Origin of the sequence: Streptomyces sp. NPDC088810, assembly GCF_044750305.1 — a bacterium.
GTDB lineage: Bacteria > Actinomycetota > Actinomycetes > Streptomycetales > Streptomycetaceae > Streptomyces.
Genome location: NZ_JBIVJQ010000002.1, coordinates 77,054 through 101,516 on the forward strand (window position 1 = coordinate 77,054; position 24,463 = coordinate 101,516).

Annotated in this window: 24 protein-coding genes, 1 tRNA gene, 2 pseudogenes and 1 riboswitch; of the genes and pseudogenes, 15 read left to right on the top strand and 12 right to left on the bottom strand. The window is 72.8% G+C overall.

The features are described from left to right. Positions 1–42 precede the first annotated feature (42 nt). The 5 genes from ACIP4Y_RS06970 to ACIP4Y_RS06990 form a co-directional block, all read right to left on the bottom strand. Positions 43–1,062 carry a transporter substrate-binding domain-containing protein gene (locus ACIP4Y_RS06970; RefSeq protein ID WP_401388825.1) on the bottom strand — a complete coding sequence of 340 codons (1,020 nt, stop codon included), beginning with the start codon at positions 1,060–1,062 and terminating at the stop codon, positions 43–45. Positions 1,063–1,160: 98 nt separating this feature from the next. After that, on the bottom strand, positions 1,161–1,952 hold the full coding sequence (locus tag ACIP4Y_RS06975; RefSeq protein ID WP_401388828.1) for an amino acid ABC transporter ATP-binding protein: 792 nt from the start codon (positions 1,950–1,952) through the stop codon (positions 1,161–1,163). Next, entirely contained in the window at positions 1,949–2,932 is a 984-nt protein-coding gene (locus ACIP4Y_RS06980; RefSeq protein WP_401388831.1) for an amino acid ABC transporter permease, read from the bottom strand. Before ACIP4Y_RS06980 ends, ACIP4Y_RS06975 begins: the two co-directional genes overlap by 4 nt. A gap of 354 nt (positions 2,933–3,286) precedes the next feature. Further along, a riboswitch (SAM riboswitch) is annotated at positions 3,287–3,397 on the bottom strand. A 77-nt stretch (positions 3,398–3,474) separates the two neighbouring features. Further along, on the bottom strand, positions 3,475–4,362 hold the full coding sequence (locus ACIP4Y_RS06985) for a glutathione S-transferase C-terminal domain-containing protein (protein ID WP_401388834.1): 888 nt from the start codon (positions 4,360–4,362) through the stop codon (positions 3,475–3,477). Between the two features lie 75 nt (positions 4,363–4,437). Then, entirely contained in the window at positions 4,438–4,560 is a 123-nt protein-coding gene (locus ACIP4Y_RS06990; RefSeq protein WP_358638709.1) for a putative leader peptide, read from the bottom strand. Positions 4,561–4,700: 140 nt separating this feature from the next. Between ACIP4Y_RS06990 and ACIP4Y_RS06995 the strand changes: the two genes are divergently transcribed. The 7 genes from ACIP4Y_RS06995 to ACIP4Y_RS07025 all read left to right on the top strand — a co-directional run bounded on the left by ACIP4Y_RS06995 (position 4,701) and on the right by ACIP4Y_RS07025 (position 12,008). After that, on the top strand, positions 4,701–5,861 hold the full coding sequence (locus ACIP4Y_RS06995; RefSeq protein WP_401388838.1) for an NAD(P)/FAD-dependent oxidoreductase: 1,161 nt from the start codon (positions 4,701–4,703) through the stop codon (positions 5,859–5,861). Next, on the top strand, positions 5,858–6,160 hold the full coding sequence (locus ACIP4Y_RS07000) for a (2Fe-2S)-binding protein (RefSeq protein ID WP_401388841.1): 303 nt from the start codon (positions 5,858–5,860) through the stop codon (positions 6,158–6,160). The genes ACIP4Y_RS06995 and ACIP4Y_RS07000 overlap by 4 nt, the downstream gene beginning before the upstream one ends. Beyond that, positions 6,153–7,574, top strand: a complete 1,422-nt coding sequence (locus ACIP4Y_RS07005) for an FAD-dependent oxidoreductase (RefSeq protein WP_401388844.1) — start codon at positions 6,153–6,155, stop codon at positions 7,572–7,574. Before ACIP4Y_RS07000 ends, ACIP4Y_RS07005 begins: the two co-directional genes overlap by 8 nt. Positions 7,575–7,772: 198 nt before the next feature. Continuing rightward, positions 7,773–8,669 (top strand): dihydrodipicolinate synthase family protein, encoded by an 897-nt coding sequence (locus tag ACIP4Y_RS07010; RefSeq protein ID WP_401388847.1) that lies wholly within the window; start codon positions 7,773–7,775, stop codon positions 8,667–8,669. A gap of 11 nt (positions 8,670–8,680) precedes the next feature. Next, positions 8,681–9,682: a proline racemase family protein gene (locus tag ACIP4Y_RS07015; protein ID WP_358638700.1), complete on the top strand. Its 1,002-nt coding sequence runs from the start codon at positions 8,681–8,683 to the stop codon at positions 9,680–9,682. 23 nt (positions 9,683–9,705) lie between these two features. Next, positions 9,706–10,401 (top strand): GntR family transcriptional regulator, encoded by a 696-nt coding sequence (locus ACIP4Y_RS07020; RefSeq protein WP_401388850.1) that lies wholly within the window; start codon positions 9,706–9,708, stop codon positions 10,399–10,401. A gap of 197 nt (positions 10,402–10,598) precedes the next feature. Then, positions 10,599–12,008: an amino acid permease gene (locus ACIP4Y_RS07025; RefSeq protein WP_401388853.1), complete on the top strand. Its 1,410-nt coding sequence runs from the start codon at positions 10,599–10,601 to the stop codon at positions 12,006–12,008. A gap of 74 nt (positions 12,009–12,082) precedes the next feature. Here ACIP4Y_RS07025 and ACIP4Y_RS07030 read toward each other — a convergent pair whose 3' ends face one another. Genes ACIP4Y_RS07030 through ACIP4Y_RS07040 form a run of 3 tightly spaced genes read right to left on the bottom strand, consistent with a single transcriptional unit; the run spans position 12,083 to position 15,354 of the window. After that, positions 12,083–13,300, bottom strand: coding sequence for a sensor histidine kinase (locus tag ACIP4Y_RS07030; RefSeq protein ID WP_401388855.1), 1,218 nt, complete (start codon positions 13,298–13,300; stop codon positions 12,083–12,085). A 31-nt stretch (positions 13,301–13,331) separates the two neighbouring features. Beyond that, on the bottom strand, positions 13,332–15,086 hold the full coding sequence (locus tag ACIP4Y_RS07035) for a cation acetate symporter (protein WP_401388858.1): 1,755 nt from the start codon (positions 15,084–15,086) through the stop codon (positions 13,332–13,334). A gap of 52 nt (positions 15,087–15,138) precedes the next feature. Beyond that, positions 15,139–15,354: a hypothetical protein gene (locus ACIP4Y_RS07040; RefSeq protein WP_401388861.1), complete on the bottom strand. Its 216-nt coding sequence runs from the start codon at positions 15,352–15,354 to the stop codon at positions 15,139–15,141. A gap of 587 nt (positions 15,355–15,941) precedes the next feature. On the opposite strand from ACIP4Y_RS07040, the gene ACIP4Y_RS07045 reads away from it, so the two are divergent. The 8 genes from ACIP4Y_RS07045 (at position 15,942) to ACIP4Y_RS07080 (ending at position 22,154) form a co-directional block, all read left to right on the top strand. After that, positions 15,942–16,094, top strand: coding sequence for a hypothetical protein (locus ACIP4Y_RS07045; protein WP_401388864.1), 153 nt, complete (start codon positions 15,942–15,944; stop codon positions 16,092–16,094). Between the two features lie 17 nt (positions 16,095–16,111). Further along, on the top strand, positions 16,112–16,705 hold the full coding sequence (locus tag ACIP4Y_RS07050) for a carbohydrate esterase (protein WP_401388867.1): 594 nt from the start codon (positions 16,112–16,114) through the stop codon (positions 16,703–16,705). 55 nt (positions 16,706–16,760) lie between these two features. Further along, positions 16,761–17,645 carry a dienelactone hydrolase family protein gene (locus ACIP4Y_RS07055; RefSeq protein ID WP_401388869.1) on the top strand — a complete coding sequence of 295 codons (885 nt, stop codon included), beginning with the start codon at positions 16,761–16,763 and terminating at the stop codon, positions 17,643–17,645. Between the two features lie 165 nt (positions 17,646–17,810). After that, positions 17,811–18,344, top strand: coding sequence for a hypothetical protein (locus ACIP4Y_RS07060; RefSeq protein ID WP_401388872.1), 534 nt, complete (start codon positions 17,811–17,813; stop codon positions 18,342–18,344). An 85-nt stretch (positions 18,345–18,429) separates the two neighbouring features. Next, positions 18,430–19,014, top strand: a complete 585-nt coding sequence (locus ACIP4Y_RS07065; RefSeq protein WP_401388875.1) for a DUF488 family protein — start codon at positions 18,430–18,432, stop codon at positions 19,012–19,014. Between the two features lie 178 nt (positions 19,015–19,192). Next, positions 19,193–20,047 carry a caspase family protein gene (locus tag ACIP4Y_RS07070; protein WP_401388878.1) on the top strand — a complete coding sequence of 285 codons (855 nt, stop codon included), beginning with the start codon at positions 19,193–19,195 and terminating at the stop codon, positions 20,045–20,047. A gap of 302 nt (positions 20,048–20,349) precedes the next feature. Continuing rightward, on the top strand, positions 20,350–21,327 hold the full coding sequence (locus ACIP4Y_RS07075; protein WP_401388881.1) for a GlxA family transcriptional regulator: 978 nt from the start codon (positions 20,350–20,352) through the stop codon (positions 21,325–21,327). Between the two features lie 68 nt (positions 21,328–21,395). Beyond that, entirely contained in the window at positions 21,396–22,154 is a 759-nt protein-coding gene (locus ACIP4Y_RS07080) for an MBL fold metallo-hydrolase (protein ID WP_401388885.1), read from the top strand. Positions 22,155–22,208: 54 nt separating this feature from the next. On the opposite strand, the pseudogene ACIP4Y_RS07085 reads toward ACIP4Y_RS07080, so the two are convergent. The 4 genes and pseudogenes from ACIP4Y_RS07085 to ACIP4Y_RS07100 form a co-directional block, all read right to left on the bottom strand. Then, positions 22,209–22,325, bottom strand: a pseudogene (locus ACIP4Y_RS07085) (DNA-3-methyladenine glycosylase I); the annotation flags it as partial. Between the two features lie 387 nt (positions 22,326–22,712). Then, a tRNA-Pro gene (locus ACIP4Y_RS07090) sits at positions 22,713–22,789 on the bottom strand. A gap of 44 nt (positions 22,790–22,833) precedes the next feature. Then, positions 22,834–23,822 (bottom strand): annotated as a pseudogene (locus tag ACIP4Y_RS07095) (MFS transporter); the annotation flags it as partial. 4 nt (positions 23,823–23,826) lie between these two features. Beyond that, positions 23,827–24,342 carry a hypothetical protein gene (locus ACIP4Y_RS07100; RefSeq protein WP_401388888.1) on the bottom strand — a complete coding sequence of 172 codons (516 nt, stop codon included), beginning with the start codon at positions 24,340–24,342 and terminating at the stop codon, positions 23,827–23,829. Positions 24,343–24,463: the final 121 nt, after the last annotated feature.

The window sequence follows — 24,463 nt, forward strand, 5'->3', positions numbered from 1 at the left end:
TTCTGCGGGTTCTGCGGGGAACGTCAACCGTGTGACGGGCGGTCAGGAGTTGGTGAGCGGCAGCCCGGGCGGGTTGACCTCCGCCTTCGCCACGGACTCGCTGGAGAGGTTGTACGCGGCCAGCCACTTGCCGTACTGCCCGTGCTCGATGAGGTAGTTGAGGGCCTCGGCGAGCGGCTCGGCGAGCCCGCTGTCCTTCTTGGCGGTGGCGGCGATCAGGCCCTGGAGGGTCGCACCGGCACCGGAGAAAGTGCCCGCGTTGCGGGTCGGGTTCGGGGTGTTCGCGCTCTGCCGGGCCCGGTACGCGATGGCGGGGTTGGGGCCGAAGTACGCGTCGACCTTGCCGCTGCTCAGCGCCAGGTTGATGGCGTTCTGGTCCGGGAAGTACTTGACGGTGAGCTTCTTGCCCTCCTTGGCCAGCTTGGTCTTCCACTCCAGGAGGATCTTCTCCTGGTTGGTGCCGGCGCTCACGGTGACCGTCTTCCCGGCGAGGTTCTCGTAGTTGCCGTCGAAGTTCCAGGTGCTCTTCTTCAGCACCTCGAAGGCGAGGTTGTCCTTGCGGTAGGAGGCGAACTCGTACTTCTTCTTGCGCTCCTCGGTGACGGTGACGTTGGAGAAGGCCACGTCGACCTTGCCGCTGTCGACCCCGACGAAGAGGTTCTCCCAGGTGTTGTTCCTGACCTCGGGGTCGAGGCCGAGCACCGCGGCCACCAGGCGGCCGAGGTCGGGCTCGGAGCCGGTGAGGGTCTTCTGGTCGCTGCCCACGAAGTTCAGCGGTGCGGACCCCGAAGGCAGGGCGCCGACACCGATGACGAGCTTGCCGCTCTTGCGGACGGAGGCGGGCAGGTGGGCGCTGATCGACTTCACCTCGGAGACCTTCAGCGCGGTCTCCTTCGCGGCGCCGTTGGACAGCCGGCCCACGGTCACCGTGCCGGCCGTGTCGGTGGTGGTTGCCGCGTCGCTGTCTCCCCCGCAGGCGGCGAGTCCGCCGGCCAGGGAGAGGGTCACGGTCGCCGCGGTGAGGCCGCGTATCAGGCTGCGTCGGGAGAACTGGCTGGGCATGGCTGTCCTTGTCGTTCGGAAGGTCGGGAGGTACGGAAGGTCCGGGAAGGACCGGGGGTCGGGAGTTGCGGTGCGGGAGTGCGACAACAGGCGGGCGGTCAGAGCACCTTGGCGAGGAAGTCCCGGGTCCGTTCGTGCCGGGGGCGGTCCAGCACCTGGCCGGGCGGGCCCTGTTCGACGATCCGTCCGCCGTCGATGAAGACGACCCGGTCGGCGACCTCGCGGGCGAAGCCGATCTCGTGGGTGACGATGAGGAGGGTGGTGCCGCTGGTCGCCAGGTCCTTGATGACGGCCAGCACCTCGCCGACGAGTTCGGGGTCGAGTGCCGAGGTCGGCTCGTCGAAGAGGATGATCCCGGGCCGCAGGGCGAGGGCGCGGGCGATGGCGACGCGCTGCTGCTGGCCGCCGGACAACTGCCGCGGGTAGGCGCCCGCCTTGTCGCTCAGGCCTACCCGGCCGAGCAGTTCGCGGGCGAGTTCCTGGGCGGCCGGCCGGGCCAGCCTGCCGGTGGCGACGGGAGCGGCGGCGACGTTGTCGAGGACGGTCAGGTGCGGGAAGAGATTGAAGTTCTGGAAGACGAAGCCGATCCGGCTGCGCTGGGCGAGGATGGTGCGCTCGCTCAGCTCCTTCAGCCGCTCCCCCTGCCGCTTCACCCCGATGAGTTCGCCGCCCACGCTGACGTGGCCGATCTCGGGCTTCTCCAGGTGGTTGACCACCCTGAGCAGCGTGGACTTGCCGGAGCCGGACGGACCGATGATCACGGTGACCTCGCCGGGGCGGACGGTCAGGTCGATGCCGTCGAGGACGCGGTGGGTGCCGTACCACTTGTGGACGCCACGGATCTCGAGTGCGGCGGGCGCGGGCTTGGCGAGCGTCGGTGCGGTGGTCATACGGCGGCCTCCCTGCGCAGCCGGTCGCGCAGTCCGGCGAGGCCGGCCCGGGCTTTCTGCACCGGGGTCGGCGGCAGGGTGCGCGTGGCGCCCCGGGCGTAGTGCCGCTCGACGTAGAACTGGGCGACGGACACGGCGCTGGTCAGGATCAGGTACCAGACGGTGGCGACCACCAGCAGCGGCACGATGTCACCCGGGTAGGTGTTGCCCATCGACTGCACGGCGCCGAACAGGTCGAGCAGGGACACGTAGAACACCAGGGACGTGCTCTTGATGAGGCCGATCAGCTGGTTGACGTAGTTCGGGGTGATGGACCTGAGGGCCTGCGGGAAGACGATCCGGCGGAACTGGTAGCCCTTGGGCAGGCCGAGCGCGGCGGCCGCCTCGTGCTGTCCCTGGTCGACGGAGAGGATGCCGCCGCGGACCACCTCGGACGCGTACGCCGCCTCGTTGAGGCTGAGGCCGAGGACGGCGATCGTCATGTCCGTGGCCAGCCGCGACTCGTTGAAGGTGACGAAGGCGGGCCCGAAGGGCACCCCGAGGCTCAGCGTCTTGTACAGGGCGCTGAAGTTGTACAGGAAGATCAGCACCACGATCAGCGGTACGGAGCGGAACAGCCAGGTGTAGGTCCAGCTGACCGCGCGCAGCACCGGGCTTCCGGAGAGCCGGGCGACGGCCAGCAGGATCCCGCCGAGGAGGCCCAGCACCGCGCTGAGCGCGGCGACTTCGAGGGTGACGAGGAGGCCGTCGAGGACGGTCGGGCGCAGGAACCAGTAGCGGAAGCGGTCCCACTGGTAGAAGGGGTTCGTGACCAGTCCGTGCAGGATCTGCGCGACGAGCACGAGGACCACGGCGGTGACGATCCACCGGCCGGGCCGGCGCAGCGGCTGAACCCGCTGAGCGGTGAGAGTTTCTGACGGTGTGTCGGCGCGTACCGGCGGCTCGGCTGTCGAGACGGCGGTGCCTGGTGGTTCGCTCATGGCGGGCTCCGGCGGAGGTCGGACACCCCGGGGCCGCGCGCGGTCGGAGGTGGGCCGCGTCGGCACGGGGGCACGAGGCGGCGCGTCGGGCGGGCGCGGAACCGGGGGCGGGGCGGACAACGGCACACCGGGCGGTGGGTGTGCGGCGGGAACGCGGGGCTGGGAGGAGACGTCAGCCCTGACAGCGGGCAGAGCCCGGTGCGGTACACAGTGCGCTGTTCACGCGGAGCAGATCGACGGCCCGGTCGGCGACCAGGAGACCGGCGTACGACGGTACGCAGCCCTGGGGGCGGCTCGCGGCCGTCCTGAGAGCTGCGTCCATGGCGTCACCTGTCACTGTTCCGGCCCCGTGGGGCCTCGCGCTTACCGAATGCGTCGTCCGGTCCGGTCGTCACCTGGGGCACCCCACCGCGACGCGAGGGTTGCCGGTCAGCGAGCCAGGGCTTGGCGCTGACGCTCATGACCGTTCTGAGCCGTAAGTAAGGCAGTTGCCCGTTCGATTGTCAACGGCCGTCCGCCACATGGACACTGCCTGGCCGCTCTCACCTGCGAGAAGCGTCCGGGCTGTCCGCGGCATGGCCTGCCCAGTCCAGGATCTGGACAGCGGCCCCCGCGGCCTCCAGGCCCTGGCAGCGGCCATGGTGGCGGCGGGCGATGCCGTCGAGGTCGAGGTGGCGGCCGAACGCGGGACGCGCGGCCAGGCGGCGGGCGTAGGCCCACAGGGCGCGGTGGCCGGCGATGCGGTGCACGGCGGAGGCGTCGAGGTGGCAGCGGTGGACGGTGTCGAGCTGCACCAGGGTCACCCACAGTTCGACGTCGGCGGCGGTGAGCCGGTCGTCGGCCAGGTACTCCTCTGCGCTCAGCCGCCGCTCCAGCCGGCCCAGGGTGTCGAGCAGCACGTCGAGGGCGGCGGCCCGCTCGGCCGGGTCGGCGCCGGCCCGGCCGGCGCGCTGCGCGGCCTCCTCGACGCCCTCGGCGCACATCCGCTCGACGGCCTCGATCACGGACTCCAGCCCGGAGGGGTACAGGCGGGCCCGGCCGCCCGGCCCGAACCGGTCCAGGTCGCGCAGGATGTCGGGGGTGTGGGTGCTGACGATGCGTCCGGACCAGTCGTCGCTCAGCACGGGTGCGAGCGCCGGGCCCGTGTAGTGGTGGGCGCCTGCCTCGTACAGCGGGCGCAGCGCCGAGTGGCCGCCGCCGGGACAGTCCGGGACGGGGGGCAGGAGGGTGACCGGACAGCTCGCGTCCAGGCCGAGCAGGCTGTGCCCGACGGCGAGGCGCAGCCCGTCGGGGCAGGCGGTGGACAGGTGGAGCCGGTAGCGGTGCGGCACGGCGTAGTGGCCGCTGCGCGCGTCCTGACCGATCCGTCCGCGGAAGACGGGGGCGGTGCGGCGGGCGGACGGGACGGCGGCGAGCGGAGCGATGGACATGGGTCTCCCCGGGTGGTGGGCGTGCGGAGGGGCGCGGCCGGCGCGGGCGCGGCCGGGGGGCGAGCGGGGCCCGGCTCAGCGGTGGCGGCTGATCGCGCTGCAGACGCGCTGCAGGTCGATGTGGCGGCGGGAGGTGAGCAGGGGGGCGCGCAACGGCGTCCGGCCCGTGGAGCCGGTGCCCGTCCGGAGGCGCGCCATGATTCCCTACCTGTTCACTAGGATTCCCTCCTTGGAGTGTCGATCCGGCTCCGTACGACGTCAAGGGGGCGTCCACGCCTGGGAATCGGGGTCGGCGCCGGGGACTCCTCAGCCAGAGAAACATGTGACATAGTACTGCCGTGACGAAGCGACTGACCTGCGATGTCGTGGTCGTCGGGGCCGGGATGGTGGGCGCGGCCTGTGCGCTGTACGCCGCACGGGCCGGACTCGACGTACGGCTGGTGGACCGGGGCCCGGTTGCCGGCGGCACCACCGGCGCCGGCGAGGGCAACCTGCTCGTCTCCGACAAGGAACCGGGCCCGGAACTCGGACTCGCCCTGCTGTCGGCACGGTTGTGGGCCGGGCTGGCCGAGGAGCACGGCGCCGCTCTCGAGTACGAGCCCAAGGGCGGCCTCGTGGTCGCCTCCACCCCCAAAGCCCTGGCCGCGCTGCGGGAGTTCGCGGCGGCCCAGAGCGGCGCCGGCGTCTCCGCCGCACCGGTCGACGCCAGGCAACTGACGGAGCTGGAGCCGCACTTGGCACCGGGCATGGCGGGCGGAGTGCACTACCCGCAGGACGCGCAGGTCATGCCCGCTTTGGCCGCCGCCCACCTGGTCCGCGCCTCCGGTGCCGCCCTGCACACCGACCGCACCGTGACCGGGGTGCTGCGCACGGCGGACGGCACGGTGTACGGCGTCCGCACCGACCGGGGCGACATCCACGCCCCGGCGGTGGTGAACGCGGCCGGCACCTGGGGCGGCGAGGTCGCGGCGCTCGCCGGCGTCCGACTGCCGGTGCTTCCGCGGCGCGGCTTCGTGCTGGTCACCGAGCCGCTGCCGCGGATGGTCCGGCACAAGGTGTACGCGGCGGACTACGTGGCCGACGTGGCCAGTGACTCGGCCGCCCTGCGCACGTCACCGGTCGTGGAGGGCACGGCCGCCGGTCCGGTGCTGATCGGTGCCACCCGGGAACGGGTGGGCTTCGACCGCTCGCTGTCGCTGCCCGCGGTACGGGCGCTGGCGGCCGGGGCGATCGGGCTGTTCCCGTTCCTGGAGCGGGTCCGCGCCCTGCGGACATACGCGGGCTTCCGGCCGTACCTGCCCGACCACCTGCCGGCCGTCGGCGCCGACCCGCGGGCGCCCGGCCTGTTCCACGCCTGCGGGCACGAGGGCGCGGGCATCGGACTCGCCCCCGGCACCGGGCAGTTGATCGCCCAGGTACTCACCGGCAAGGCACCCGAACTGGATCTCACACCGTTCCGGCCGGAGCGGTTCGACACCGAGGGAGGCGACGTCCGGTGAATCCGCTGGAGTCGACCCGCGCCCGGCCGGGCGAGGCCTGCACCGTCACCTTCGACGGCCGGTCCCTGTCGGCGCTGCCGGGCCAGACGGTCGCGGCGGCCCTGTGGGCGGCGGGCGTGACGGCCTGGCGCAGCACGCGCGGCGCCGGCCGGCCCCGCGGGGTGTTCTGCGGGATCGGGGTGTGCTTCGACTGCCTGGTGACCGTCAACGGCCGCCCGAACCAACGGGCTTGCCTGGTGCCGGCGCGCCCGGGCGACGTGATCCGCACACAGGAGGGGACGGGCCGGGACGATGACTGAACGACCGCGACTCGCCGTCGTCGGCGCGGGCCCGGCCGGCCTCGCCGGGGCGCTGGCGGCGGCCGCACGAGGCGTCCGGGTCGTCCTGGTCGACGCGGCCGAGCAGGCCGGCGGCCAGTTCTACCGGCAGCCCGCCCCCGCCCTCGGCGCCCGCCGGCCGCAGGCCCTGCACCACCAGTGGCGCACCTGGGAACGGCTGCGGGACGCCCTGGACCGGCACCGCGAGGCCGGCCGCATCACGCACCTGACCGACCATCACGTGTGGTGCGTGGAGCGGGACTCCGCCTCCGGAACGTTCTGCGTGCACGCCCTGCTCGGCCCCGCGCAGGAGGAGGGCGTCACCGTCCGCGCCGACGCCGTCCTGCTGGCCACCGGCGGGTACGAGCAGGTGCTGCCCTTCCCGGGCTGGACGCTGCCCGGGGTCGTCACGGCCGGCGGCGCGCAGGCCATGCTCAAGGGCGGCCTGGTGCTGCCCGGCCGGACGGCCGTGGTCGCCGGGACCGGGCCGCTGCTGCTGCCGGTGGCCACCGGGCTCGCCGCGGCCGGTGCCCGGGTCGCCGCGCTGGTCGAGTCGGCCGGTCCCGCCGCGCTGCTGCGCCGGGCGCCCGCCCTGGCCGCACAGCCCGGCAAACTGGCCGAGGGCGCCGGATACGCGGCCCGGCTGCTGCGGCACGCGGTGCGCACGCTGGCCCGGCACACCGTCGTGGCCGCGCACGGCACCGACCGGCTGGAGGCGGTGACGGTGGCCGCGCTCGACCGGGACGGACACCTCCGGCCCGGCAGCGCCCGCCGCATCCCCTGCGACACCCTCGCCGTCGGCCACGGCATGCTGCCGCACACCGACCTCGCCGAGACCCTCGGCTGCGCTCTGTCCGGCACCGCCGTACAGGTCGACGAGGAGCAGCGCACCGACGTGCCCGGTGTCTGGGCCGCCGGGGAGGCCACCGGGGTCGGCGGCGCGGCGCTCGCGCTCGCCGAGGGGCACATCGCCGGACGCTCGGCCGCCGCCCGGCTGCACGGCACCGCCCCCGACCCGCGCCGCTGGGCCGCCGCCGCCCGGGCGCGGACCCGGCTGCGGGAGTTCGCCACGGCCCTGGACGCCGTGTACACCGCTCCGGCGGGCTGGGCGGACCGGGTCCCCGACGACACGGTGGTGTGCCGCTGCGAGGAGGTCACCGCCGGGCAGGTGCGCGCGTCCGTCGGCACGCTGGGCGCCGGCGACCTGCGCACCGTGAAGCTGCTCACCCGGGCCGGGATGGGCTGGTGCCAGGGGCGGATGTGCGCGCCCGCGGTGGCCGGCCTGAGCGGATGCCCGCTCACCGCCGGCCGGCGGCCGTTCGCCCGGCCGGTACCGCTCGGCGTCCTGGCCGGTCTGCCGGACCCGGCTGAGTCGGCCCCGCCGGCGCCGGAATGAGCCCACACCGCCGGAGCCGGAACAGCCCGCCCTTCCCGAGACGGACTGAGCCCGCCCTGCCGGAGACCGACCGGTCCGCCCCCCGGAGACGGACCGCGTACGCCCCGCCGCACACGGGCGGGACCCGCCCTGCCGGGAAGGCCTCAGCCCGTCCCGCACCTCAGTAACATGTCACACCCTATTGATTGGGAGAGCCCCATGACCGACCCGCAGCACCGCCCCTGGCGCGGCATCCTCGTCGCCACCGCCCTCCCGCTGCGCGACGACCTCTCGGTCGACCACGACCGGTACGCCGAGCACTGCGCCTGGCTCGTCGCGGGCGGCTGCGACGGCGTCGTACCGAACGGCTCGCTCGGCGAGTACCAGGTGCTCACCCCCGAGGAGCGGGCGCGGGTGGTGGAGACCGCCGTGGCCGCGATCGGCGGCGAGCGGGTGATGCCGGGCGTCGCCGCGTACGGCTCGGCCGAGGCCCGCCGCTGGGCCGAGCAGGCGGCCGAGGCCGGCTGCGCCTCGGTGATGCTGCTGCCGCCCAACGCCTACCGCGCCGACGAGCGGTCGGTGCTCGCCCACTACGCGGAGGTCGCGCGGGCGGGCCTGCCCGTGGTGGCGTACAACAACCCGATCGACACCAAGGTCGACCTGGTGCCCGAACTCCTCGCCCGGCTGCACGGCGAGGGTCTCGTGCACGCCGTCAAGGAGTTCTCCGGTGACGTCCGCCGTGCCTACCGCATCGCCGAACTCGCGCCGGAACTGGACCTGTTGATCGGCGCCGACGACGTACTGCTGGAGCTGGCGGTGGCCGGCGCCAAGGGCTGGGTGGCCGGCTACCCCAACGCCCTGCCGCGCGCCTCGGCGGAGCTGTACCGCGCCGCGCTCGCCGGGGACCTCACCACCGCGCTCCCGCTGTACCGGCAGTTGCACCCGCTGCTGCGCTGGGACTCGCAGACGGAGTTCGTGCAGGCGATCAAACTCTCCATGGACGTCGTCGGACGGTACGGCGGCCCGGTGCGCCCCCCGCGGGTCCCGCTGCCGCCCGAGCAGGAGGCCGCGGTCCGCGCGGCCACCGAGAAGGCCGTCGCCGCCGGCCTCGCGTAAGGAGCCTCCCCATGCGCAGCAAGCTCGTCCTGCACGCCGTCGACTCGCACACCGAGGGCATGCCGACCCGGGTGATCACCGGCGGGATCGGCACCGTCCCGGGGGCGACCATGAACGAACGGCGGCTGTGGTTCCGCGAACACCGCGACGACGTCAAGCAGTTGCTGATGAACGAGCCGCGCGGGCACTCCGCCATGAGCGGCGCGATCCTGCAGCCGCCGACCCGTCCCGACTGCGACTGGGGCGTCCTCTACATCGAGGTCTCCGGCTATCTGCCCATGTGCGGGCACGGCACGATCGGGGTGGCCACCGTGCTGGTGGAGACCGGCATGGTGGAGGTCACGGAGCCGGTGACCACCATCCGGCTCGACACCCCGGCGGGGCTCGTGGTCGCCGAGGTCGCGGTGGAGAACGGCGCCGCCCGGAACGTGACGCTCAGGAACGTGCCGTCGTTCGCGGCCGGGCTGGACCGCAAGATCACCCTGCCGGACGGCCGTACCGTCACCTACGACCTGGCCTACGGCGGCAACTTCTACGCGATCCTGCCGCTGGACGCGTTCGGGCTGCCCTTCGACCGCGCCCGCAAGGACGACATCCTGGCGGCCGGCCTGTCCCTGATGGCGGCGATCAACGCGGAGGCGGAGCCGGTGCACCCCGAGGACCCGTCGATCCGGGGCTGCCACCACGTCCACCTGTACGCGCCCGGCGCCACGGCCCGGCACTCCCGGCACGCCATGGTCATCCACCCGGGCTGGTTCGACCGCTCCCCGTGCGGCACGGGCACCAGCGCGCGCATGGCGCAGTTGCACGCACGCGGTGAACTCCCCCTGCACACCGAGTTCGTGAACGAGTCCTTCATCGGCACCCGGTTCACCGGCCGGCTGCTGGGGGCCACGGAGGTCGCCGGGGTGCCGGCCGTGCTGCCCAGCTTCACCGGCCGCGCCTGGGTCACGGGCACCGCACAGTACCTGCTGGACCCGAGCGACCCCTTCCCGGAGGGGTTCGTCCTCTAGCGTCCTCTACACTCACCCCGGTGATGCGTGACATGGCACAGAACACCCGTGACACCGAGATGCCCGCGCTCCCCCGGCTGGGCGGCCGGCGGAGCAGCTACCGCGAGCGGGTCGCGGACGCCCTGCGCGCCGCGCTGATCGCGGGCGAGCTGCGGCCCGGCGAGGTCTACTCGGCGCCCTCGCTGGCCACCCGGTTCGGCGTCTCGGCGACACCGGTGCGGGAGGCCATGCTCGACCTGGCCAAGGAGGGGCTGGTCGACACCGTGCCGAACAAGGGCTTCCGGGTCACCGCCGTGTCCGACCGGCAGCTGGACGAGTACACGCACATCCGGGCGCTCATCGAGATCCCCACCGTGGTGGAGCTGGCCCGCACGGCCGACCGTGTCTCGCTGGAGGCGCTGCGCCCGGCGGCCCGGGAGATCGTCACCGCCGCGGTGGCGGGCGACCTGATCGCCTACGTCGAGGCCGACACCCGCTTCCACCTCGGTCTGCTCGCCCTGGCCGGCAACGCCCACCTGGTCGAGGTCGTGGCCGACCTGCGCAAACGCTCCCGCCTGTACGGGCTGACCGCGCTGGTGGAGGCGGGCCGGCTGCTCGCCTCCGCCGAGGAGCACCTGGAGCTGCTGGACGCCCTGCTGGAGCACGACGAGAAGGCCGTGCACGCGATCATGACCCGGCATCTCGGGCATGTCCGCAGCCTCTGGGCGGCGACGGACTGACCGCGCCCGCCCGGAGGAGCCGCGCGGGCGGCGCCGGACATCTCGCGGCGCCAGGGCCGCGCCACGACGTATTTTTCGTGCTCAGGCGGCCCGTACAGGACAACAAACGGCGATTTTGAGCCAGAACGGTGCATCCCCGACCATGGCCCCGTCCCGGTGATCCCGGGAACGTCAGTTCCATGAGAGGCGCACCACCCATGCACAGCACCGGAACCGTCCCGGCTCCGGCTCCCGCGGAGATCCCCGCGGAGTCCCCCACGGCCCCCGCCGAGGACCCGCACGGCGACTCCGGCAGGCACGCCCGCCGGTTCGGCCTGCCCGTCGCCACCGCGCTGGTCATGGGCAACATCATCGGCGGCGGCATCTTCCTGCTGCCCGCCTCCATCGCCCCGTACGGCACGGTCAGCCTGGTCGCCTTCGGCGTGCTGACCGTCGGCGCCATCGCGCTCGCCCTGGTCTTCGGCCGGCTCGCCGCACGCGACCCGCGCACCGGCGGTCCCTACGTCTACGCCCGCGAGGCGTTCGGCGACTTCGCGGGGTTCCTCGCGGCCTGGTCGTACTGGATCACCACCTGGGTGTCGAACGCCGCGCTCGCCGTCGCCGCCGTCGGGTACCTCGACGTGCTGATCCCGGTCGGCGGCCACCGCTGGACCGCCTGTCTGGCCGCGCTGGCCCTGCAGTGGCTGCCCGCCCTCGCCAACTTCGCCGGCACCCGGTATGTGGGCGCCGTCCAGCTGGTGTCCACGGTGCTGAAGTTCGTGCCGCTGCTGCTCGTCGCGGTCGGCGGGCTGTTCTTCTTCGACCCCGACCGGCTGGGGCCGTTCAACACGAGCGGCCACGGCGCGGTCGGCGCGGTGTCCGCCTCCGCCGCCCTGCTGCTCTTCTCCTACCTCGGGGTGGAGTCCGCCGCCGTCAGCGCGGGCGAGGTCAGGAACGCCCGGCGCAACGTGGGGCGCGCGACCGTCATCGGCACCGCGGGTGCCGCGCTGGTGTACCTGCTGGGCACACTGTCCGTGTTCGGCACGGTCGCGCACGACCGCCTGGTCACCTCCACCGCGCCGTTCTCGGACGCCGTGAACGCGATGTTCGGGGGCAGCTGGGGCGGTACGGCCGTGGCGCTCGCCGCCCTGGTGTCGATGACCGGCTGCCTCAACGGCTGGACCCTGCTGAGCGCCCAGACGCCGTACGCGGCGGCACGCGACGGACTGTTCCCGAGCGCCTTCACGCGCCGCCGGCGGGGCGTGCCCACGGTCGGGGTCGGCGTGACGGTCGTCCTCGCCTCGCTGCTCACCGTCTACAACTACTTCTCGGGCTCGGGCAGGGTCTTCGAGGTGCTGGTCCTGGTCACCACGTTCACCGCGACCGTGCCGTACCTGCTGGCCGCCGCCGCGCAGATCTTCCACCTGATGGCCGGCCGGTCCGAGGCGGTCGACCGGGGCCGGCTGGTGCGGGACTCCGTGATCACCGCGGTGGCCGCCGCCTTCACGCTCTGGCTGATGGCGGGCGCCGGTTACGCGGCGGTCTACCAGGGCGTGCTGTTCCTGTTCGCCGGGATCATCGTCTACGCGGTGATGGCGGCCCGCCGGCAGCGGAAGCAGGCGCAGTGACGGGCTGAGGGGATCGCAGCATCAAGTGACCACTGCCGTCCCCCGGACAAGCAGGCGTGTCCGGCGAGGGCCCCTCAGGCGTTCCCGGACGCGGTGCGCGGGGGCGTGCTGTGCACTCCGGTGCGGTACTTGGGGACCCTGATCGTGATCTTCATCCCGGCTCCGACGCCGGTCTCGATCACCAGCCCGTGGTCGTCGCCGTAGACCTGGCGCAGCCGCTCGTCCACATTGCGCAGCCCGATGCCCGCCGAGGGGCCGTCCTCGCCGTGCAGGACCCGGCGGAGCCGGTCCGGTTCCATGCCCACTCCGTTGTCCTCGATGACGATCCGGGCCGTCGCCCCCTCGTCCTGCGCGGTGATGCCGATACGGCTGCGCTCGGCACTCTCCTCCAGTCCGTGCTTGACCGCGTTCTCCACCAGGGGCTGGAGGCACAGGAACGGCACCGCCACGGGCAGCACCTCGGGGGCGATCTGCAAGGTCACCTGCAGCCGCTGCCCGAACCGGGCGCGGACCAGCTCCAGGAACTGCTCGATGGAGCGCAACTCCTCGGCCAGGGTGGTGAACTCACCGTGCCGGCGGAACGAGTAGCGGGTGAAGTCGGCGAACTCGAGCAGCAGTTCACGCGCCCGCTCGGGGTCGGTGCGGACGAACGAGGCGATCGCGGCGAGGGAGTTGTAGACGAAGTGCGGGGAGATCTGCGCGCGCAGCGCACGGATCTCCGCCTCGATCAGACCCGTGCGGGTGCGATCGAGTTCGGCGAGTTCGAGCTGGACGGAGACCCAGCGCGCCACCTCCTCGGTGGCCCGGACCGCGGACGCCGACTCCCCGGCGCCCAGCTCGACGAGGGCGCCGAGCACCCGTCCGTCGACGGTGAGCGGCGCGACGGCGCCCCGGCGCACGGGGCAGTCCGGGTCCGGGCAGCGGACGGTGAAGGTCTCGGTACGACCGCTCTCCAGGACGTGGCGGACCCGCTCCAGGGCGGTGTCCGCGTGGTGCCGGCCCGGCCCGTCCCAGGCCAGCAGCCGGTCCTCGGCGGTGAGACCGAGCGCGGCCGTGCCGAACAGGGGCCGGAGCCGTCGTACCGCCTTGCGGGCCGCGTCCTCGGTGAGTCCGGCGCGCAGCGGGGGCGCGGCCGCGGACGCGGTGTGCAGGGTGTGGAAGGTGGCGCGTTCCACGGGCCTGCCGTGGTCCGTGCCGTCCCGGTCGGTCCGGCGGGCCAGGAGGCGTCCCGCGATGAGACCCACGGCGAACACCACGGGCGTCGCGGCGGCGAGGAGGGGGAGCCCGTTCATGTGCGGGCGCCGTCGGCGGGCCGGCGGGTCGTCATGGGGTGGTCACTCCTCGGCGGGTGGCCGACGCGCCCTGGCAGGCCGGGCGTTCGGGCAGGTGGAGGCGGGCCATGGCGGCCTCGGTGCCGGCCGGGATCCGGTCCCGGGTGGCCAGGGAGACGAGGATCATGGTCAGGAAGCCGAGCGGTACGGACCACACGGCCGGCCAGGCGAGCAGGGTGTGCGCCCAGCCGTCGGTGAGGGGCCCGGCGATGGTCAGGGCGACCGCGGTGAGGGCGCTGCCGCCCCCGGTGAGCAGCCCCGCGATCGCGCCGGGCGCGGTCAGGCCGCGCCACCAGATGCCGAGCAGCAGCAGCGGGCAGAAGGAGGAGGCGGCCACCGCGAAGGCGAGGCCGACGGCGTTGGCGACGGGGAGCTTGCTGGCGGCCACGCTCACCGTGACGGGTACGGCGACCGCCAGGAGCGTGGCCAGCCGGAAGCGGCGGACACCGAGGGAGGGCAGCACGTCCTGGCTGAGCACCCCCGCGACGGACAGGGTGAGCCCGGAGGCGGTGGACAGGAAGGCGGCACAGGCGCCGGCGGCGATCAGGGCGCCGAGCAGATCGCCGACCGGGCCGCCGACGAGACGTTCCGGCAGGACCAGGACGGCGGCGTCCGTGGTGCCGGTGAGCAGCAGGTCGGGGGCGTAGATCCGGCCGAGGAGGCCGTACAGCGGCGGCAGCAGGTAGAAGCCGCCGACCAGGGCGAGCACGATCACGGTGGTGCGCCGGGCGGCGCGGCCGTCGGGGTTGGTGTAGAAGCGGACGAGGACGTGGGGCAGGCCCATGGTGCCCAGGAAGGTGGCGAAGATCAGCCCGTACGTCGTGTACAGCGGATGATCGTCCCTGCCGCCGGACAGCGGCGCCGCCCAGCTGGAGGCTCCGGCGCGCCGGCCGTCACCCGGCTCCCGCTCGGGCACCGGGGTGTCCGGCGGGAACCGCAGGGCCGTGCCGGCCCGGACCTCGTGCACCCCGGGGTCCAGCAGCAGCCGGTCGTGGTCGTAGTCCCGGCCGTCCACGGCGCCGGTCGCCACGGCCCGCAGGGGCGCCTCGATCCGGATGCGGACGGTGGTCTCGACGGTGACCTGGGTGTGCCGGCGGAAGGTGGGCGGCTCGTCCAGGGCGCCGGCGGGGCGGGGGTCGCCGTGCCAGGCGAGGAGGAGGAAGACGGCTGGCACGAGGAGAGCGGTCAGCTTCAGGCAGTACTGGAAGGCCTGGACGAAGGTGATGCTGCGCATGCCGCCGGCGGCCACGGCCAGGGTGACGACGACGGCGACGAGCACTCCGCCGAGCCAGCGCGGCGCGCCGGTGACGAGGCCGAGGGTGAGGCCCGCGCCCTGGAGCTGGGGCAGCAGGTAGAGCCAGCCGACGCCGACGACGAGCACGCTGGCGACGCGCCGGGCGGCCCGGGACTCCAGCCGCGAGTCGGCGAAGTCGGGCAGCGTGTAGGCACCGGAGCGGCGCAGCGGGGCGGCGACGAACACGAGCAGGACGAGGTAGCCGGCTGCGTAGCCGACGGGGAACCAGAGCATCTCCACGCCCTGGGCGGCGACGAGTCCGGCGATGCCGAGGAACGAGGCCGCCGAGAGGTACTCGCCGCTGATGGCCATGGCGTTGAGGTACGGCGGAACGGTACGGGAGGCGACGTAGAAGTCGGAGGTGGTGCGGGAGATGCGCAGTCCCGTCGAGCCGATCACCAGGGTCACGACGACCGCCGCCGACACGGCCACGATGCCGTACGTCTGGTTCACCCGGCGGCTCCGGGTGCGCGGCCGGACGGGTGCGGCTGGACGTCGCTCACCGTCAGGCCCCTTCGGTGCGGTCCGCGGTGTCCCGTTCGTTGCGCTCGGCGCGTACGACGTACCACCGGCCGATGACCACGAGCGCGGGGTAGGCGGCGACCCCGAGGACGGCCCACACGACCAGGGCGCTGCCCGGCCGCACCGCCGGGTCCGGCAGGGCCGTGAAGACGAGGGGCAGCAGTCCGAGCAGGACGACGAGCATCCCGAAAGCCGCCATTCCCAGCTTGAGTTGACGGCGCATCAGGTCGCCGAGGGCGAGGGAGTCGACGGCGGGACCGGGTCGCGCGGGCCCGCGCCCTCCCCGAGCCGGACCGGTCGCACGCGGAACCCCCGTGACCACTTCACGCCGAGGAGTCCCAGGTGCACTCATGCCGCGTCCTCCGACCGCGATGATCACACTTCGCAGGGGAGTGTACGCATCAGGAAACCAAAGCGACAGCTTCCGGGACAGGCAGGCAGGGGCAGCCGGTCAAGGATTCTGTCCGACTGCGATGTTCGACATTGTTCGGAACCGTGATTCTGACGCGCACAACTGATTGACAGTCAGTACCCAGGTCGGGAAACTTCGTGATGCGCCAGGGTCGTTGCGGGAACGATCTCAGTTGCCTCGAACCGGAAACACGAAGCTCTGACCAGGTCGACTCGCTGTGCGCTCGGCCGCGATGACGTGTAGCTCTGGGAACGTGCACACCTCCCGTGCACGGGACGGCCGGTGGCGTGCGCTCCGCCCACCTGGCAACGCTGCACCGGTATCGGCCCGCCGCCAGGGGGCCGGCTGCGGCCGGTGCACGGAAAGGAGAGCCCATGTCCCGGACCCACCCGTCCGGTTCCGGGCGGCTCAGCCGCCGGACCCTGCTCAAAGCCGGCACCGCGACCGCCGGCGCGATCGCCACGGCGGCCGCGCTCGCCGAACTCGAGACGCCGGCCGCGGCCGCCGCGCCCTCGACAGCGGTGTGACCGTCAAGAACCAGGCCGTGAGCGGACGCAGCATCCAGACCTGGCTGTACGAGTCGAACGTGGGCGGCACCATGGGCGCCGACGGCGAGTGCGTCCTCGGCTCCCCCACCTACTCGGCACGCCGGCAGGCGATGCTGAACGCGTCCACCGGGATGAAGGCAGGCGACTACCTGTTCATCCAGTTCGGGATCAACGACTCCTCCCGGACCTGTCCCCGGCACGTCGGCACGGCCCGCTACCCGCAACTGATGACCATGATGGCGCGGGCCGCGCCGGCCCGGGGCGGCGCCCACCCGGTGCTGCTCACCCCGGTGGCCGCCGTCACCTGCTCCGGCGGCACGGCGACCAAGAACCGAGGCTTCGTCACCGAGACGTTCGCCGCGGGGTCCGCCACCGGGTCGCCGGTCGTCGACCTGCAGACGCTCAGCGTCTCGCTCTACAACAGCCTGCGCTTCCGCCCCGACAACGGCGACTACGGATCAGGTCCCGTGGGCGCCTTCTCCTGCAACGACCACACGCACTTCGAAACCTACGGCGCCCAGCGGATCGCCGGGCTCGTCGCGGGTGACGTGCGCCGGCAGAACCTCCCGCTCGCCGGACACCTCGAGTAACGCACCGGCACAGAGCGGGGTTGTACCCCCCACAAGAGGACGGAGGAACGGCAGAATGCTCCCCATCACCACCCGTGTGAGGGCGGCCGTGGTCATGGCCGTGCTCGGCCTGATCGCCACGCTGGTCTCGACGCAGCCGGCTTCGGCCCGGTTCAACCCGTACCAGCGGGGCCCGAACCCCACGGTGAGCAGCGTCGCGGCCGCACGCGGCACGTTCGCCACCGCGGAGATCGGCGTGCCGCCCGGGAACGGCTTCAACGGCGGCCGGATCTACTATCCGACGGACACCAGCCTGGGCACCTGGGGCGCGGTCGCGATCGTGCCCGGCTACACCGCCAAGTTCGACGCCGAAGAAGCCTGGATGGGGCACTGGCTCGCGTCCTTCGGCTTCGTCGTCATCGGCATCGACACCAACAGCCCCACCGACTGGGACACCGCTCGCGGCACGCAGCTCCTCGCCGCGCTGGACTACCTCACCCGCAAGAGCCCGGTGCGCGACCGGGTCGATCCCAGCCGGCTGGGAGTGATCGGCCACTCGATGGGCGGTGGCGGGGCGATCAGCGCGGCCGAACGGCGGCCGTCGCTGAAGGCCGCCGTCCCGCTCGCGCCCTTCTCCCCCTCGCAGAACCTGTCCACCCTGCGGGTGCCGACGATGATCATGGGAGCACGGGACGACGGCACGGTCTCCCCGTCCTACCTGGACGCCCTGTACGCCGGTATGCCGTCCGGCACGCAGAGCGCCTTCGTCGAACTCACCAGCGGCGGCCACGCCTTCCCCACCCGGGGCAACTCGAACGTGACGCGCCGCATGATCCCCTGGCTGAAGATCTTCCTCGACAGCGACACCCGCTACACCCGGTTCCTGTGCCCGTCACTGGCGGACCCGAGCAACATCTCCAGGTCGCGGACCAAGTGCCCGTACGTACCGTCCCTCGGGTAGAGCGGTAGGTGTGCGGGGCCGGTCGGGTACAGGTCCCCGCCGGTGTAGCCGGGGCGGGCGGCCGGAACCGGATCACGGCGTTCGGGTGAGCCGGCCGGCCGACGGCCCGGCACCTCGCGGTCGGGCGGGCGCGTGAAGGGGCCGCCACCGGGTACCCGGCGGCACATGATCAGGAGCGCCCTCTGGCAGGGGCTGGTCGCGGGCACCGTCGGGGGCGCGGTGATGACCCTCGGCGAGAAGATCGAGCAGGCCGTCACCGGCCGCCCCGATTCCCATGTGCCCGCGCGGGTCCTCCAGCGCCTGACCGGCCTGCCCGAGCGCCCCGGCACACAACCCCGGCCGGTCAACCTGGCCATGCACTACGGCCAGGCCGCCCTGCTCGGTGTCGTGCGCTCGGTCATGGCCCAGGCCGGCCTGCGCGGGCCGCTGGCCTCCGCCAAGTTCACCGTCGTCCGCCTCACCAACGACCAGATCCTCGAGAACGCAACCGGCGTGGGCGCGCCGCCGGGCACCTGGCCGCGCGGGGAAGTCGTCCTGGACGTCCTGCACAAGGCGGTCTACGCCTTCACCACCGGAGCCGTCGCCGACGCGCTGGCCGCCCGCGGCGGACCCGGCCCCGGACAGGCCCACGCCGCCCTGCGCCCCGGCCGCCGCCCCGACGTCGGACCGATCCCACGCCGGGACGCCCACGGGCGGTGAGGTCCGGGGCCGGCTGGGTGACCGGTCGGCCTGGGCCCCGGCATCATCGTGAGTGCCGCGACGGCCCCCATGGTGCACTCGGTGTATGGGCCACGTCCGGATCGACCCCGCAGACAGCGTGTCCGAGGCGCACCTGGAGCTGATCACTTTCGGTCACGGCACCGCCGATCGAGCAACCCTGGCAGGGCTTCTGCGGGAAACCGGCGTCGTCGCCGTCGTGGACGTCCGTACCGCGCCCGGCAGCCGCCGGAACCCGGACGTGTCACGTCAGCGGCTGGCCCGGTGGATGCCGGAGGAGGAGATCGCCTACCGGTGGGAGCAGAGGCTGGGCGGGTGGCGCAAGCCGTCACCGGACTCGCCCGACACCGTCTGGCGCAACGAGTCCTTCCGTGGCTACGCCGCTCACACGCGCAGTCCGGAGTTCGTCACCGCGATGGACGTCCTGATACGGCAGGCAGGTGAGGAGCGTACCGCGGTGATGTGCAGCGAGGCGGTGTGGTGGCGCTGCCACCGGCGCCTGATCGCCGACTTCGCCGTCCTGGCCCGCGGCGCGCTCGTTCTGCACCTGATGCACGACGGCCGCCTCATGGCGCACACCCCGACACCAGGTGCCCGCCTTCGCCACGACGGCCTCGTCGTCTACGACGCCGGTCCCCGAGCGGCACCTTGAGAGATCAAGAAACCGTTTCGGATATATCACCCCAATGGCCCAATGGATCTGCCATGCCCCGTTCGGGTGATTAGTCTCAAGATCGGAATTAGGCTCGCACGGGCTCGCCTCTGTGGCACCTGGCGCCCAGTCCTGCCCGCCCCTCCGCGACCTCCACTTCCGCACGGAAGGAGACCCCATGACTCGCGGCATCTCTCTTCACGTCGGCCTCAACGGCGTTGACCCCAACAAGTACCACGGTTGGGACGGCAAACTCATCGCCTGCGAAAACGACGCCCGTGACATGGACCAGCTGGCCAAGGATGCTGGATTCCAGGACCGCACGACATTGCTCACCGCTGACGCCACGGTCGGCAACGTCACCACGGAGCTTCGCAAGGCGGCGCAGGCCCTTACGGCCGGCGACCTGCTGTTCTTCACCTACTCCGGTCACGGCGGACAGATAGCGGACCTCAACGGCCCGGAGGACGAGCCGGATCGGCTCGACGAGACCATCTGTCTCTACGACCGGGAGTACATCGACGACGAGATCTACAAAGAGTTCGAAGGCTTCGCCGAGGGCGTTCGGATTCTGTGTCTGCTGGACAGCTGCCACAGCGGCAGCGGCGTCAGGGTCCGCGAGATCCTCACCCCGGAAGCCCTCGAAGAGCAGTTCCAGACGGACGACCCCAACAAGGTCGAGACGACAGCGAGGATCATGCCCCTGGACAAGCAGGCCGAGGTCTACGAACGAGACAAGCAGCTCTACGACGACATCCAGCGAAAGATCAACGCCAAGGACACCCGTGACCTCGGTGCGACCGTGCTGCTCATCTCGGCGTGCCAGGACAACCAGCTCTCGGCCGACGGCCTGGTGAACGGTTTGTTCACCGGGACCCTGCTCCAGGTGTGGAACGGCGGCAAGTTCGCTGGTGGCTACAAGGCGTTCCACCGCGAGATCCTCACGAGGATGCCGGCGACGCAGAGCCCGAACCTGTTCGTGACCGGCCGCACCAACACCCGGTTCATCCGGCAGCGGCCCTTCACCGTCTGAGGGAGGGGCGGCACCAAGAGGGCGTCCCCCGAGCGGGGCGCCGACCGCATACCCGGCGGAGACCGTCATGCTCGGTTCCGACTTCAGGTCGGAGGGCCCCACTGCGGCCGGCCGGGAGATCCTCATTGGTGACGCGTGGCTCTCCGCCTGCTCGCGAGCGGGCGGGGAGCCAGGAGGAAGAGGGTCAGGAGGGTTCCCAGTCCGCAAGCTCTTCCAGCTTGTTGATCTGCACGCGTCTGGTGTCCGGATCTGACAGAACATGGTCATTGCGGCCCTCGGTGCGGGGGCGACATGATCGGGTCATGCTCCAGCCGCACAGGGTCGTCATCGCCGCCTTCGCCGGCGTCGAACCGCTCAACGTCACAGGTCCGGCCGAGGTGTTCTCGGTCGCCACCCGGGTCGCCGGAACCAGCCGCCCCGGGTACACCGTCCGCATCGCGACCCCCGACGGCGAGCCGGTGGCCACCGCCGGCGGGATCCGGCTGATGGCCGACCTGACGCTGGACGAGGTGCCGGGCGACGTGGACACCCTGCTGGTGTCCGGTGCCGTCCGGGTGGACGACCACGGCGTGGAACCGGTGCTCGACGGCGCGATCATCGACTGGCTGCGGGAAGCGGCACCCACCACCCACCGGGTGGCCTCCATCTGCTCGGGCGCGCACCTGCTCGCGGCGGCCGGACTGCTGGAGGGACTTTCGGCCACGACCCACTGGCGGACGGCCGCGCGGCTGGCCGCCGACCACCCGGAGGTCACCGTCGATCCGGACCCGATCTTCATCCGGGAAGGCCGGCTGTGGACCTGCGCCGGCATCGCCTCGGGGATGGACATGGCGCTGGCCATGGTCACCGAGGACCACGGACCGGAACTCGCCCTGGCCACTGCCCGCACGATGGTGATGTACGTCAAACGCGCGGGCGGCCAGAGCCAGTTCAGCGTCCCGCTCACGGCTCCGGCCGACCCCGGCGACCGGATCGACGACGTGCGCGTGTGGATCGGCGAACACCTCGCCGAGGACCTGTCCGCCGAGGTCCTGGCCGCGCGGCTGCACCTGAGCGTGCGCCACTTCTCCCGGCTGTTCCAGCGGCGCACTGGCACCACCCCCGCCGCCTACGTCGAATCCGTCCGGCTGGAGGCCGCCCGCCGGCTGCTCCAGGACAGCGACCACGGCCTGCCCGAGATCGCCGCCCTCAGCGGACTCGGCTCCGTGGAGAGCCTGCACCGGTCCTTCCGCCGCCGCCTCGGGACCACCCCCGCCGCGTACCGGCGCCGCTTCCGGTAAGCCCCCCCGTCCCCCACCGCCCGCGGACCGCCGCGCGGCGGAAGTCAGCCATGCCCCAGGAGAGAACCGTGTCCCGAACCAAGGTCGTCCCGATCCCCGTCATGGGCCGGCACAACATCAACGCCTACCTGCTGCTGGGCCGCCGGCCCGTCATCGTCGACGCGGGAACACCCGGCAGCGGCCGGCGGATCCACGACCAGGTCGCCGCCCACGGCGTCGACCCCGCCGACGTGTCGCTGATCGTCGTCACGCACGGCCACATCGACCACTTCGGCTCCGCCGCCGAACTGCACCGCCTCACCGGGGCGCCGGTAGCGGGACACGTCGCCGACCTCGGTCCGTTCCGCACCGGCCGGGTCCGGGAGCCGTACCTGCCCACCGGTCCGATGGGCCACCTCATGGCCAGGAACAAGGACCTGCACATGCAGGTCGAACCGTTCGAACCCGACGTCCTCGTGACCGGCGAGAGGGACCTGGAGGACTTCGGGATCGCAGCGCGCATCATGCCCACCCCTGGGCACACCGCCGGATCGATCTCCGTCCTCACTGACCAGGGCGACCTCGTCGCCGGTGACTTGATCGCCAACTCCTTCTTCGGCCTCGTCCGCGGCCGGCCGGCCAACCCGCCCTTCCACGACGATCCACTGCTCAACCTCGCCAGCCTGCGCGAGATGCTCGACCTGAACCCCACCAGACTCCACGTCGGCCACGGCACCCCCCTCGACCCCGACCGTGTACGACGCTGGGCCTCCCGGGAACACCAGCGGCTGTCCAGGCTCCAGGCATCCGGGCGGATCCGCACCCGTGCGGAAGACGGAAGGGCCTGACCCGCGCTGATCGGGCTGCACTGCCCCGCCCCGCGAGCCTCCCGGCCACGACGTTCAGCAGGGGCGCGAGAAGGCCGACCGCGCCGCCTCCACCCGCGCGCGGATGACGCACTCGGCCACGTGGTCGTTGACCAGCCCCATGGCCTGCATGAACGCGAACACGGTGGTGGGTCCGACGAACCTCTAGGACGCGCGTCCTAGGCCATGTCAAGACCGGCCGCGGACGGCCGGCGGCGAAGGTCCGGCCCGCATCGATCCACTCGGGCAGGGGCCCGTCCTCCACGAGGGCGGAGGCGTCCACGACGACCCAGCCACGCATCGGCCGACCGGTGAAGTCGAAGACCCTCGCACCGGGGCGCACGACGGCGCCGGCCGTCGCCTCCGGACCGTCAGGACCGGTGAGGGCGTGTGGGCGCCGCTGCCGCGCCGCCAGCCTTCAGCGCCTCGGGCTCCCGGCCGCAGGCTGGACGTGCGACCACATTGCGACCACCATGGTCCAGGACGCACGAAAGGCCGTCCTCTCATGGATGAGAGAACGGCCTCCGACCTGCATGAACATGGTCGGGACGACAGGATTTGAACCTGCGACCCCTTGACCCCCAGTCAAGTGCGCTACCAAGCTGCGCCACGTCCCGTTGCGGTCTCACGCGGGTGTTCCGCGTGATCACGCAGGTCAACCCTACCGCACGCGGGCGGGTGCCCGGGTCGGGGCCGGGCGGGTGGGGCGGCGTACCGGGACGAGGAGGGCGGCGCCGGCCGCGGCCAGGCAGAGGAGGGCGAGCAGGGCCCAGCCGAGGGTGTAGCCGGAGGCGTACGGCAGGCCCGAGAGCTGGAGCCGGCCGGTGACCAGGACGCTGGTGAGCGCGGCGCCGATCGGGCCATGGAGGCGAAGGCGAGTCCGATGCCGAGGCCGAACAGGCCGGCGACGACGGCGATCTGCCACTGCGCGTCATGCCACAGGGTGAGGAAGCCGCAGGCCACCGCGCCGAGGGCGGCACCGGTGGTGAGCAACGCCTTCGCGCCGACCCGGGGTTCCAGACGGCCCGACAGGACGCCGGAGAGGAACATCGCGACCAGCATCGGCAGCATGAGCAGGCCGGAGGCGGTCACGCTGGCGCCGAAGCCGTAGCCGGCCGCGGACGGGGTCTGGACGAAGCCCGGCAGGAAGGACCAGATGGAGTACATGCCGGCGCCGAACAGCAGGGCGGCCGCGTTGGTCGTCCACACCGAGGGCCGGCGCAGCACCCGCAGGTCGATGAGCGGGCTGCGCGAGCGGGCCCCGGCCGTCAACCACACCGCGAACAGTACGACGGCGGCGGCGAACAGGCCGAGCACCTTCGCCGAGCCCCAGCCCCACCGGCCGGCCTGGCTGAGCGGCAGCAACGGGGCGACCAGCCAGCCGGAGAGCAGTACGGCACCGCCCCAGCTGACCTTGACCTCGGCCCTCTTGGGCGACTCGGGGACGTACCGCAGGGTGATCAGGACCGTCGCGGCGACGATCGCCACCGGGATCCAGAACAGCCAGCGGTAGTCGAGCGCGGACACGATCGGACCGGCGGCGACCATGCCGACGCCGCCGCCCGCGGCGATCACGGCGGACAGGTTGCTGATGCTCCCGCTGACCTCGCCGGGGCGGTCACGCGCCCCGCCGCGGCCGGCAATGCCCCGTCGGCTACTTGATCAGTGCGTTCGCCACCACCACGATCAGGCCCAGCAGCGCGTCCCCCAGCCCCATCAGGACGGCGATCGGCCAGCTGCGGGCCGACCAGCGGGCGGTGATGAGGCCCAGGACGAACAGGATCGCGATGTTGAGGACGAACGCGGCGTACTCGACCCCCTTCGCGGGCCACCACCCCCAGCGCGCGCCCGCCAGCAGGAAGACCGTGGGCAGGACGGCCGTGACGAGCGGCCACTCGTTGCGCAGGGCGAGCGCGATGTCCCAGCGGCGGTGCGGGACGCGTTCGGCGATGTAGTGGGCGTAGCCGTGGGCGAGGGCGGAGGCGCACGCGGTGACCAGCACCCACGCGGCGTCGTAGCCGCGGACCTCGGCGGAGGTGTGCCCGTACTGGGTGAGCGCCGCGACCATCGAGCTGGCGAGGACGGCGCCGTACACCCCGCCGAAGAGGACGACCTCGCGCGTGCCCTGGTGCCGGGACGGTGCCGTGCCGACCGCCGTGGAGTCAGCCATGTCCCCACGATCACGCGCGCCGGGCGCCCCCGCCACCGCGCGGCGCGACGAAGTGTCCTGCGACCGGGCCCGATGCCGCACACCCTGTCGACGGCGGCGCGGCTCGCGCGCCGACTAGGGT